Source organism: Pseudomonas sp. BGI-2, assembly GCF_004310295.1.
Classification (GTDB): domain Bacteria; phylum Pseudomonadota; class Gammaproteobacteria; order Pseudomonadales; family Pseudomonadaceae; genus Aquipseudomonas.
The window spans coordinates 51,888-63,153 of record NZ_SISB01000005.1 but is presented as its reverse complement, the minus strand read 5'-3'; the positions used below and the strand labels follow the sequence as shown (position 1 = coordinate 63,153).

Annotated in this window: 11 protein-coding genes and 1 tRNA gene; 6 read left to right on the top strand and 6 right to left on the bottom strand. The window is 53.2% G+C overall.

Annotated features, from left to right (window positions below; all coding sequences use genetic code 11):
• Positions 1-111: 111 nt before the first annotated feature.
• From EYC95_RS05090 to EYC95_RS05060, 6 genes are all read right to left on the bottom strand, one after another.
• Positions 112-423 (bottom strand): DUF3077 domain-containing protein, encoded by a 312-nt coding sequence (locus tag EYC95_RS05090; RefSeq protein WP_131059395.1) that lies wholly within the window; start codon positions 421-423, stop codon positions 112-114.
• 406 nt (positions 424-829) lie between these two features.
• Positions 830-2,779 (bottom strand): hypothetical protein, encoded by a 1,950-nt coding sequence (locus EYC95_RS05080; protein WP_131059394.1) that lies wholly within the window; start codon positions 2,777-2,779, stop codon positions 830-832.
• Between the two features lie 33 nt (positions 2,780-2,812).
• Entirely contained in the window at positions 2,813-3,667 is an 855-nt protein-coding gene (locus EYC95_RS05075; protein ID WP_131059393.1) for a hypothetical protein, read from the bottom strand.
• 158 nt (positions 3,668-3,825) lie between these two features.
• Complete coding sequence (locus EYC95_RS05070) at positions 3,826-4,326, bottom strand: DUF3916 domain-containing protein (protein WP_131059392.1); 501 nt, start codon at positions 4,324-4,326, stop codon at positions 3,826-3,828.
• Between the two features lie 146 nt (positions 4,327-4,472).
• Complete coding sequence (locus EYC95_RS05065) at positions 4,473-4,802, bottom strand: hypothetical protein (protein ID WP_131059391.1); 330 nt, start codon at positions 4,800-4,802, stop codon at positions 4,473-4,475.
• 150 nt (positions 4,803-4,952) lie between these two features.
• Positions 4,953-5,037 (bottom strand) — tRNA-Leu (locus tag EYC95_RS05060).
• A gap of 107 nt (positions 5,038-5,144) precedes the next feature.
• Between EYC95_RS05060 and queA the strand changes: the two genes are divergently transcribed.
• From queA to EYC95_RS05030, 6 genes are all read left to right on the top strand, one after another.
• The gene (gene queA / locus EYC95_RS05055) at positions 5,145-6,194 is read left to right on the top strand and encodes a tRNA preQ1(34) S-adenosylmethionine ribosyltransferase-isomerase QueA (protein ID WP_131059390.1); all 1,050 of its coding nucleotides are present in this window, start codon (positions 5,145-5,147) and stop codon (positions 6,192-6,194) included.
• A gap of 14 nt (positions 6,195-6,208) precedes the next feature.
• A complete protein-coding gene (tgt, locus tag EYC95_RS05050) occupies positions 6,209-7,324 on the top strand; it encodes a tRNA guanosine(34) transglycosylase Tgt (protein WP_161781309.1) in 1,116 nt (371 codons plus the stop codon).
• Positions 7,325-7,367: 43 nt separating this feature from the next.
• Entirely contained in the window at positions 7,368-7,706 is a 339-nt protein-coding gene (gene yajC, locus EYC95_RS05045) for a preprotein translocase subunit YajC (RefSeq protein ID WP_131059389.1), read from the top strand.
• Positions 7,707-7,769: 63 nt separating this feature from the next.
• The gene (gene secD, locus EYC95_RS05040; RefSeq protein ID WP_131059388.1) at positions 7,770-9,638 is read left to right on the top strand and encodes a protein translocase subunit SecD; all 1,869 of its coding nucleotides are present in this window, start codon (positions 7,770-7,772) and stop codon (positions 9,636-9,638) included.
• Positions 9,639-9,647: 9 nt separating this feature from the next.
• Positions 9,648-10,562: a protein translocase subunit SecF gene (gene secF / locus EYC95_RS05035; protein WP_131059387.1), complete on the top strand. Its 915-nt coding sequence runs from the start codon at positions 9,648-9,650 to the stop codon at positions 10,560-10,562.
• A 120-nt stretch (positions 10,563-10,682) separates the two neighbouring features.
• Complete coding sequence (locus EYC95_RS05030) at positions 10,683-11,231, top strand: glycine zipper 2TM domain-containing protein (protein WP_131059386.1); 549 nt, start codon at positions 10,683-10,685, stop codon at positions 11,229-11,231.
• Positions 11,232-11,266: the final 35 nt, after the last annotated feature.

The window sequence follows — 11,266 nt, the reverse complement described above, 5'->3', positions numbered from 1 at the left end:
CCAGACAACATCAATCCCAATGCGCCCGGCGCCACCCCAAGCAGCTCACTCCCCCAGAACGTCATACCAGCCACCGACCGGCATCAAAACCATCCCGCGATTGTTCAGCCACTACGATTCAGGCTTCTCCGCCGACCGCTTATCTGTCGATGCAGAACTCCGACCCCGCGTAAGCACCTTCACCGCATCATCAACCACCGCCTTACTCATCGCCGTCAAATAATGCGCGGCCCAGGCGTGGCGGTCGGTGTCTCTAGCGTAGGCAGCATCTTCGTTCAGCTTCTTCGCGAGAAACAGAAAGTCAGAAGCCATGGATAACGCATCGCCGAGGGGAACGCCGCGAGTGACGTGGAACAGGGCTTGGTCCGCGCAGTAGATGGCGGGAGTTAGGCCTATGGTTTTCAGCTCTGATTGATCGGTCATTTGCCACCTCCGATGACGGAGAGGCGATGAGAGAGGGTGGACAGTGGGGCATTACGCAACTGGGAGTCGCGTTGAGGGAAAAGCAAAAATTTGTACGGATTGATGCTGCGCATTATCAGACTCCTTGATATGTGAAGCTGCCGCATTCGTTTCCACACGAATGGGTGACAGCTGTGCGCAGGGTGGAAAACCGGGAATCAAGGAAACCGGCACGCCCGAAGACGTCCCACGCACAGCCGCCATAACTCACGCCGCAGACACAAAAAAAGCGCCGGCAGACGTGGTGGGGGCGCTGTTGCGCCTTGAATTACACGGGTTTCCACACCCGGTCGCTGAATTGGCAGCGACGGCCAAAGGTTATCGCGCAGACCCGCTTCATGCAACCTCGAAAGCTACGTTCATAAAACTAATAGCTTTTTTTTTCTGGAATATAGAGCCCGGCGACCCGATAATTTGCGAGCCACTCTTCAATATCAATAGGTAAATATAGTTCTTGTATCGCTCTGGAAATGGCCGTGTATAAAGTAGATATTCTTCGGTCCAGTTCATAACCATCTCTTGGTGGGCTGTTGGGCATCAAATCGTTTGCGATTATCACGCTGTTGAACTCCATGTTTCCGATTTCTTCAGCTAATGCCAATGTATATGAGTTTTCTGTGCTCTTGCCGGGCTTGTTGAATGTGGTAGTTAGATCTGCAATCTTATATCCATTTTGTAGTGTTCTTTCTACTGCGCGAAATGACTCGTCGCTGCTAAGATCTAAAGATAATAAGCTCCAGTTTGGATAATGGACTAAGTCTGAATGTGTGGATGGTGTGTTATCGCGAAAAAGACGAAGGCAATCATGGGCAAACTGAGAAAAATTAGCAGCGCTATCTTCCATAAAGGAAGCATAGTGCCCGGAATCGTGGAGTGACCAAAACCAAAGAAGCATACCCCATCGGCTAGCAACTAATATTGTAGTAGGGGGTGGTGGTAAATTAGCCATGTCATAGTGGTGAATATTTAATGTGGTATCTTTGGCTCCCTCAAAAGGCAGTTTCAGCTTGTTCGGGTGTGCGTAAATTAACGGGTTAAGAGCTTGTTCCATCTTTTTCCCGGTTCTTACAGATTGTGTGGCTTCCTTTTGACGCACCTCTAGACCGCGTTTTGTTGGTTTTCCGGTTAATCGCTGATATTCGTCGCCTAGAGTTATTAGGCATTGAGGGCCACGTTCAAGTATTTTCAAAAGAGATGGAGGAAGGTCATGGCTTTCATCTATGAGTATGTGGGTAATGCTTGGGTGTACGGAGCCTCCAAGCAAGGACGCTTTTTTTACTACGCTAAACCCGTTGAATGGTAAAGCGAGCGGGCCGATATGAGATGGGTCAATGGATTGCCAGATCCGGATGGAATACTCAAGTAGTGCTGTTCTGTCTATCTGTGAAAGATAGTTTTCAATGTTAGGCAAGTGCTTGTCTTTTAGGCTGTAGTCGTCAGATAAGCAATATGAGTTTATCGTTTCCATGCATATAGAAACTACCTGATTTTCATCGAGTTCTTTTACGCTTGATATGTTTAGATTTCTTGCGATCTCTGCGTTGGTATATTGTTTTGTCTCGTAAGCGTTGCGCAGAGAAGCACGATCAACTTTGTTTGAAATCAAACGGAATGAAAACTCTTCAAATGTATAAAGCTTGAATTTTTCAAGCTTTGAGCGCTTTTTTAGCTCATTAAGTTTTTTGGTGTTTTTTACAAGAACTACAGTTTTGCTTAGGTTTAGAAAATTCAATAAAGATGAAATTAGGAAGCTCTTTCCTATGCCTGCATAGCCCTGGATATGTAGATGTTCATGAGTGTTTGCCTGCAGAGTACGGACTATCATATTTTGCGCATCTGAAAGCCACAATTCCTGATTTCCTGGGGTGACTATTTGATGACGATAGGATGATGCTAAATTAAAGTACCTTCCTCTGAAGGTTGTATCCCAATCCCCGTTAGGAAGTAGATATGCTGCTTCTTCGACAAGGTTGTCTGAAAGCAACTCGATTTTTGCTTGGGAAAGAATACTAAGTCCGTTTTTAAGTTTTTGTAGGTCTAACAAACGTTTGGTTTCACTTAGTAGTCGTTTTGTGTTTTTTTTGCTAGCGCTTTCGTTTCCCCATGCTATAAGTTTTTTTAGTATTTGTTCAGATGCGTGGTTTTTGCTGTTTTTATAGATTTCTGTGAGATTTTGAATTACTAAAATTGCAGAGAGTTCTGCATTGGAGAGGGTGTCCAATATTTTATCTTCGCCAGATGCTATTAGGCGATTGACAGTTTTTTCGCTAACTGGGAGATACAGGGCGTTATCAAAGTCGTAATGTTCAGGCTGCATTTTAATGCTCCCAGTCTAGGTGTAAATATTGAGTCAGAGAGGGGGTTCTTGGTTTAAGTCTTCGCCAAGATCAATATATACCCGTCGTGGTGCTTCGGCTTTTCTGTTTGTTTCTTTTTCTGGGTCGGCTACATAAGTCGACCAATTCTTGGGTTTGCGTGTCCGTGTGTCTTTTAATATTTCTAATGCGGTAAGGCGGCTAATCGCAAGGTTGCTAGAGACGGACATGATGCTGCAAATATTGTTAATCATTTTTACATATTGAGTGTGGTTGCACTCTTGATAGTCTACGAATATCAGCCCATGGTTGTGGTCTTTTATATCAAAGTCGCTCATGAGTTGGTCTACGAGCCTTTCTGTAAGTCGTCTGGGCATTAACAATGAATTTATGAATAAGCTGATTTGAGATTCGATTATACTTTTTGGTATGGGGTGATTTTTGGTTAGGGTGAGATCTATGATGTTCTTCGATACCGAGATGGATGAAATTTCATCTGAGTTAAATAATACTGCTGCGCCTAGGAGGTAGGAAAGGCAGTAGGTTGATGATGCATTAAGTTTTTGAAGTGGGTGGATTATTATTGTGCGAGCTTTGAGATCTATATTGCCTGTGACTTCAGTGGTTAGCGCATTGTTTGTATAGATAAAACCTATTTTTTGTAGTTTTATGCTTGAAATTAAATCAAAATTTGAATTTAAGGTTTGGTCTGGCCTTATTTTGTCGGCAAGCACTTGTATTTCTTCTTCAGATGTCAACATCCCAGTTTTCTCTCTGTGTGCGTTTAAGACTGCTAATAGATGGCTAACAATATTTTTGAACAGGCTTGCCTTAACAGGATACTGGCGATTAGGTTTTCCTCCAAGCTGGTCTCCCTCAATTGTCACCAATGCCTATAGTCCTGCTTGAAAGCATTCGGAATGACGGGCGCAGAGGTACTACAATTTATAACAGGGAAGGGGAAGATTTATTACTCACGCACTCGGGTCAAGCGATGCCTATCAGCTCACCTCAATCCCTGTGAGAGTGCGCCGGCTCGCCAAAGCCGTCAGGCCGGTTCCCCGATGCACCACCACTGTACTGCGACTTCATCGTCAGGTTGAGTTACGTCATGCCCGTGCTCGATGAAATTCGCTGGTATATGCAACGCTAGAGCACAACTGATCCGCTCTGGCATAAGATCGTTAGTTTCACCGAGAAAGCCCAGATAATAGTCCCGGTCATAAAAGACGGTGACCTCGCTCTGATGAACCCATGGCCACACCAGTAGGCAAGCGACGCGGTAGTAACCCTGTGAGTGGTCAGCAGCGATGGACAGGTGGATAGCGGCTTCGAGTATTTGCTGAACGCAGAAGGCCTGAACTTCGATCCTGGCTTGAGGGCCTTGAACTAATGCCTCGTGCACCGGGATCTTCCAATGTGTGTAGCGCTCCATTTGCTCGGATCGTGGGTAAAACTCGTCGCGAAAACTGGAGGCCCAGCGTTCCAGAGCGCGAAGGCGGCGGGGAATGCCTCTGAGTGGTTTGTTGCTGAGGGCGATTTGCCGCATTGATACGTCCCGTGATGCCGAAAAGGTCTTTCGTTGCTGTCTGCTGACGCAATTGAAAAGTGGGCAGATAGATTTCCATATCAGCCAAGACCCTAGCCAGCACTAGTCGGTGTAAAGGGTTACTAAACTTTGCCTCACTCGATCATTCACTGAATGTCTTTCAAGTAATCCTTAAGCGCTATGAGCGGCGCATTAAGCTGCTCCATTGTCCGTGCACTGCTGAAATCTGCTGACAACCGTTGCAGTTCACGCCCAAGCGGCGTATCAGCCCCGCCTATGGCGTCCAGTGCCAAACCTATGCAGTGCGCCACTCTAAACTGAATCCCCTCAACATCCCCCCGGCGCACCAGCAACCCAAACACCTCCCGCTCGTAATCGCTCATGATCGGATCATCCCGAAGGATCGGACTCGACCCCTCCGTCTCATAAGCCAGCTTGAGAGAGAACAGAGCAACAGTTTCCAGCAGCAGTTCCATGGGATGAATCCTTGAGAATTGTCGTACCAATCGAGAACGAGGAGATCAAAAGCATCGCCAGCAAGCCGGCTCCTACAGGTCGGCGGGGTGTCAGTCACTTTATCGCAGACGAAAAAAAAGGCCTTGCCAAAGCAAGACCTTTCTTAATTTTGGTGCCCCGAGGGAGACTCGAACTCCCACTTCTTGCGAAAACGGATTTTGAATCCGCCGCGTCTACCAATTCCGCCATCAGGGCTCAATGGCGGCGAAGTATAGAGATGAGATTACCGTCGGTCAATCAGGTACATAGAGAATTTTCACTATTTCGGCTAGACTTCCGGCCCCTGCTAGACGAACCCCATCATGCGCGTTGCTGACTTTACTTTCGAACTCCCTGATTCGCTGATTGCTCGCCACCCTTTGGCCGAGCGTCGCAACAGTCGCCTGTTGACCCTTGATGGGGTCAGCGGCGCCCTGGCGCACCGTCAATTCACTGATTTGCTCGAGCATTTGCGCCCGGGCGATTTGATGGTGTTCAACAATACCCGGGTGATTCCGGCGCGGCTGTTTGGCCAGAAGGCTTCCGGCGGCAAGCTGGAAATCCTGGTGGAGCGGGTGCTCGACAGTCATCGTGTGCTGGCCCATGTGCGGTCCAGCAAGTCGCCGAAGCCGGGTTCGAAGATCCTGATCGACGGCGGTGGCGAGGCCGAGATGCTGGCGCGTCACGATGCGTTGTTCGAGCTGGGGTTTGCCGAAGAGGTGTTGCCGCTGCTCGACCGCGTCGGGCACATGCCGTTGCCTCCTTATATAGACCGCCCGGATGAAGGCTCGGACCGCGAGCGTTATCAGACGGTGTACGCCGAGCGTTTGGGCGCGGTGGCGGCGCCGACGGCGGGGCTGCATTTCGATCAGCCGCTGATGGAGGCGATTGCCGCCAAGGGCGTCGAGACGGCGTTCGTGACGTTGCACGTGGGTGCTGGCACGTTCCAGCCGGTGCGGGTCGAGAAGATCGAAGATCACCACATGCACAGCGAATGGCTGGAAGTCGGCCAGGGCGTGGTCGATGCCGTCGCGGCTTGCCGCGCTCGCGGTGGTCGGGTGATTGCCGTGGGGACCACCAGCGTGCGTTCCCTGGAAAGCGCCGCGCGCGATGGCGTGCTCAAGCCGTTCAGTGGCGACACTGACATATTTATCTACCCGGGCCGCCCGTTTCATGTGGTCGATGCCCTGGTCACCAACTTTCATTTGCCCGAATCCACGCTGTTGATGCTGGTTTCGGCGTTCGCCGGTTATCCCGAAGCCATGGCCGCTTATAAAGCCGCCGTCGAGCATCAATACCGCTTTTTTAGCTACGGTGATGCGATGTTTATCACCCGTAATCCCGCACCACGTGGCCCTGAGGACAAAGAATGAGTCGCCAAAGTCGTATGTCGTTTGAGTTGCTTGCTACTGACGGCAAGGCTCGTCGTGGTCGCTTGACCTTCCCGCGCGGTACCGTCGAGACCCCGGCGTTCATGCCGGTGGGTACTTACGGCACCGTCAAAGGCATGCTGCCGCGGGACATCACCGCGACCGGCGCGGAAATCATTCTGGGCAACACCTTCCACTTGTGGCTGCGTCCTGGCACCGAAGTGATCAAGAAGCACGGTGACCTGCACGATTTCATGCAGTGGAAAGGCCCGATACTGACCGATTCCGGTGGTTTTCAGGTGTTCAGCCTGGGCGCGATGCGCAAGATCAAGGAAGAGGGCGTGACTTTCGCCTCTCCTGTGGATGGCGCCAAAGTGTTCATGGGGCCGGAAGAGTCGATGCAGGTCCAGCGTGACCTGGGCTCGGACATCGTGATGATTTTCGACGAATGCACGCCGTACCCGGCGGATGAAGACGTCGCGCGGATTTCCATGGAGCTGTCGTTGCGTTGGGCCAAGCGTTCGAAAGAAGCCCATGGCGACAACACGGCGGCGCTGTTCGGCATCGTTCAGGGCGGCATGCACCAGGACCTGCGCATGCGCTCCCTGGAAGGTCTCGACAATATCGGCTTCGATGGCCTGGCTATCGGCGGTCTGTCGGTGGGCGAGCCGAAACACGAGATGATCAAGGTCCTGGATTATCTGCCGGGTCAGATGCCGGCTGACAAACCTCGTTACCTTATGGGCGTTGGCAAACCGGAAGATCTGGTTGAGGGTGTGCGCCGCGGTGTGGACATGTTCGATTGCGTGATGCCAACCCGTAATGCCCGCAATGGGCATCTGTTCATTGATACAGGCGTGCTGAAGATCCGTAACGCGTTCCATCGCCATGATGATTCGCCGCTGGATCCGACCTGCGATTGCTACACCTGCCAGAACTTCTCCCGTGCTTATCTGCACCATCTGGACAAGTGCGGCGAAATGCTGGGTAGCATGTTGAATACCATCCACAATTTGCGCCATTACCAGGTGCTTATGGCTGGTTTGCGCGAGTCTATTCAACAGGGTACATTGGCCGCCTTTGTCGATGCCTTCTACGCCAAACGCGGGCTTCCCGTTCCGCCTTTGGACTGAGTTTTCTGACCCCAAGATTCAACATTTGCAACTGGAGTGCTAAATGAGCTTTTTTATCTCTAATGCCATGGCTGACGCTGCTGCACCGGCTGCTGCCGGCCCAATGGGTGGCGGTTTCGAGTGGATTTTCCTGGTCGGTTTCCTGGTCATCTTCTACCTGATGATCTGGCGTCCACAGGCCAAGCGCGCCAAAGAGCAGAAAACCCTGCTGGGCAGCCTGCAAAAAGGCGACGAAGTTGTGACCACCGGTGGTATCGCCGGCAAGATCACTAAAGTGGCTGACGATTTCGTGGTGCTGGAAGTCTCCGACACCGTCGAAATGAAGTTCCAGAAAGGCGCCATTGCCGCCACGCTGCCAAAAGGCACGCTGAAAGCGATCTAAGTTTCAACTTCTACTCAATCGACGGGGCGCGCAAGGCGCCCCGCGTCATAAGCGGGCGGCGTGATGCTGAACAAATACCCTCTGTGGAAATACATTCTGATCCTGGCGGTGCTGGCGGTCGGTCTGATTTATTCCGCTCCCAATTTATATCCTGATGACCCGGCCATTCAGGTCAGCGGTGCAAGCACTGCGCTGCAAGTCAATCAGGCTGATCTGGATCGTGTGAGTGTTGCGCTCAAGGAATCCGGGATCAACGTCAAGGCGGCCACTCTGGCTGCGAATGGCAAGGGCGGTCTGATTCGTCTGACCAAGGCTGAAGACCAGCTGCCGGCCAAAGACGTCGTGCGCAAGGCATTGGGTGATGACTACGTCGTTGCATTGAACCTGGCGCAAACCACCCCGCAATGGCTGCGCAGCCTCGCCGCGCACCCGATGAAGCTGGGTCTGGACTTGTCCGGTGGTGTGCACTTCCTGCTCGAAGTGGACATGGACAAAGCCCTCGACGCACGCTTGAAAGTGTACGAAGGCGATGTGAAGAGCCTGTTGCGTAAAGAGAAACTGCGCTATCGCAGCCTGCCGCAAATCGACGGTGCCGTTCAGTTGGGCTTCACCGATGAAGCCGCTCGCGAGCAAGCCCGCACGCTGATCCGCAAGAACTTCAACGATTTCGACATTGTTCCGGCCGACCTCAATGGTCAACCGGTGCTTCGTCTGGCGATGACCCCGGCCAAGCTGGCGGAAATCCGCGAATACTCCATCAAGCAGAACTTGACCACGGTACGTAACCGCGTCAACGAGCTGGGTGTTGCCGAACCGATCGTTCAGCGTCAGGGCGCCAACCGCATCGTGGTTGAGCTGCCGGGCGTGCAGGACACCGCAGAAGCCAAGCGTATCCTCGGCAAAACGGCCAACCTTGAGTTCCGTCTGGCGGCTGAGCCTGGTGCGTCTAAAGCCACCTCGGAAAGCTTCGAATTTCGTGAAGGCAATCGTCCGCCGGCACAGATCGAGCGCGGTCTGATCATCACCGGTGACCAGGTTACCGATGCCAAAGCTGGATTCGGTGAGCAAGGCACGCCGGAAGTGAACATCCGTCTGGATGGCCACGGTGGCGAGCTGATGAGTCGTGCGACGCGCAGCAACGTCGGTCGCAGCATGGCGGTGATCTTCATCGAGCAGCGTCCGGTCACCACGTACACCAAGCAAATGGTGAACGGCGTCGAGAAAGACGTAGCGGTTCAAACCTTCAAAGAAGAGAAGAAGATCATCAGCCTGGCGACCATTCAGTCGCCGCTGGGTGCTCAATTCCGCATTACTGGCCTGAACGGTCAGGGCGAGTCGTCCGAACTGGCGCTGCTGTTGCGTGCCGGTGGTCTGGCTGCACCGATGTACTTCGCTGAAGAGCGCACCATTGGCCCGAGCCTGGGTGCGGACAACATCGTCAAAGGTATCGATGCATCGCTGTGGGGCATGCTGTTTGTCTCGCTGTTCATCATCGCCATCTACCGCTTCTTCGGCATCATCGCCACTGTCGCGCTGACCGTGAACATGGTGTTGCTGCTGGCCCTGATGTCGCTGCTGGGTGCAACGCTGACCCTGCCGGGTATCGCCGGTATCGTATTGACCATGGGTATGGCGGTCGACGCCAACGTACTGATCTTCTCGCGGATTCGTGAAGAGATCGCGGCGGGCATGACCGTACAGCGGGCAATCAACGAAGGCTTCGGCCGGGCATTCACCGCGATTCTCGACGCCAACCTGACTACGTTGCTGGTCGGCGGGATTCTCTTTGCGATGGGCACCGGTCCAGTCAAAGGTTTCGCAGTGACCATGTCCCTCGGGATCTTTACCTCGATGTTCACGGCCATCATGGTGACCCGCGCGATGGTCAACCTGATCTTCGGCGGTCGTGACTTCAAGAAGTTGTGGATTTAAGGGGCTACCATGTTACGTACAATCAACTTCATGGGCGTTCGCAACTTTGCGTTCGGCGTCACATTGTTCCTTACCGTGCTGGCTTTGTTCAGCGTCGCCACCAAGGGCATGAACTGGGGTCTGGACTTCACCGGCGGTACGCTCATCGAGCTGACCTACGAGCGTCCGGCCGATGTCACCAAGGTGCGTGAGCAACTGACCACTTCGGGTTATCACGAGGCAATCGTGCAGAGCTTCGGTGCGACTACCGATTTGCTGGTGCGTATGCCGGGTGAAGACCCGCAGCTGGGCCATCAAGTGGCAGAAGCGCTGCTGAAAGTCGGCGGCGACAACCCGGCGACGGTCAAACGCGTCGAGTTCGTCGGCCCGCAGGTGGGTGAAGAGCTGCGCGACCAGGGCGGCCTCGGCATGCTGATGGCGCTGGGCGGCATCCTGATCTACCTGGCTTTCCGCTTTCAGTGGAAGTTCGCGGTCGGTGCCATCGTTTCGCTGATTCACGACGTGATCGTGACCATCGGTATCCTGTCGTTCTTCCAGATCACCTTCGACCTGACGGTGCTGGCGGCGGTACTGGCGATCATTGGTTACTCGCTCAACGACACCATCGTGGTATTCGACCGGGTTCGTGAGAACTTCCGTGTGCTGCGCAAGGCCAGCCTGATCGAGAACATCAACATCTCGACCACACAAACCCTGCTGCGGACCATGGCGACCTCGATCTCCACCTTGCTGGCGATCGCGGCCCTGCTGTTCTTTGGTGGCGACAACCTGTTTGGCTTCTCCATCGCGCTGTTTATCGGTGTGTTGGCAGGTACCTACTCGTCGATCTACATCGCCAACGTCGTGCTGATCTGGCTGAACCTGAGTACTGAGGATCTGATTCCTACAGTGGCTACCGATAAGGAAGTCGACGACCGTCCATAACGGCCATCGCTTCTCCAGTTGTCAGCCGAAAAAGGCGCGAGTTGAACTCGCGCCTTTTTTTATGCTCCAAGGCTGGGAGAAGCGCGGACATGTTCCGCGGGTGATGGTCAGGAGGTTCATGTGAACAAGTCGTTACTGGTTGGTGCGGTATTGGGTGCTGTCGGTGTAACTGCCGGGGGTGCTGTTGCCACCTACAGCCTGGTTAAAAGCGGCCCTGAGTATGCGCAAGTGCTAGCCGTTGAACCGGTCAAGACACAAATCAAGACGCCACGTGAAGTGTGCAAGGATGTAGCAGTGACCCGGCAGGCGCCGGTGAAAGATCAACATCAGATCGCCGGTACGGTGGTGGGTGCGCTGGCAGGCGGTCTGCTGGGTAACCAGATCGGCGGCGGCACCGGCAAGAAAATTGCCACGGTTGCGGGCGCGGTTGGCGGCGGATATGCCGGCAACAAGGTGCAGGAGGGCATGCAGGAGCGTGACACCTACACCACAACGCAAACTCGCTGTAACACGGTGAATGACATCAGCGACAAGGTCGTTGGCTATGACGTTCGTTATTCGCTGGATGGCAAGGAAGGCAAGGTGCGGATGGATCGCGATCCGGGTAACCAGATTCCGGTCGACAAGGAAGGCAAGCTGGTTCTGTCGCAGAGTGAGCAGGCTCATTAAGTAGCTCAGGTTTAAAAAGAAGCACCCGGACGGGT

Coding starts and splice junctions, on each gene's coding strand:
- EYC95_RS05090 (WP_131059395.1), bottom strand. CDS start 423: ATGACCGATCAATCAGAGCTGAAAACCATAGGCCTAACTCCCGCCATC.
- EYC95_RS05080 (WP_131059394.1), bottom strand. CDS start 2,779: ATGCAGCCTGAACATTACGACTTTGATAACGCCCTGTATCTCCCAGTT.
- EYC95_RS05070 (WP_131059392.1), bottom strand. CDS start 4,326: ATGCGGCAAATCGCCCTCAGCAACAAACCACTCAGAGGCATTCCCCGC.
- EYC95_RS05065 (WP_131059391.1), bottom strand. CDS start 4,802: ATGGAACTGCTGCTGGAAACTGTTGCTCTGTTCTCTCTCAAGCTGGCT.
- queA (WP_131059390.1), top strand. CDS start 5,145: ATGCGCGTTGCTGACTTTACTTTCGAACTCCCTGATTCGCTGATTGCT.
- tgt (WP_161781309.1), top strand. CDS start 6,209: ATGTCGTTTGAGTTGCTTGCTACTGACGGCAAGGCTCGTCGTGGTCGC.
- yajC (WP_131059389.1), top strand. CDS start 7,368: ATGAGCTTTTTTATCTCTAATGCCATGGCTGACGCTGCTGCACCGGCT.
- secD (WP_131059388.1), top strand. CDS start 7,770: ATGCTGAACAAATACCCTCTGTGGAAATACATTCTGATCCTGGCGGTG.
- secF (WP_131059387.1), top strand. CDS start 9,648: ATGTTACGTACAATCAACTTCATGGGCGTTCGCAACTTTGCGTTCGGC.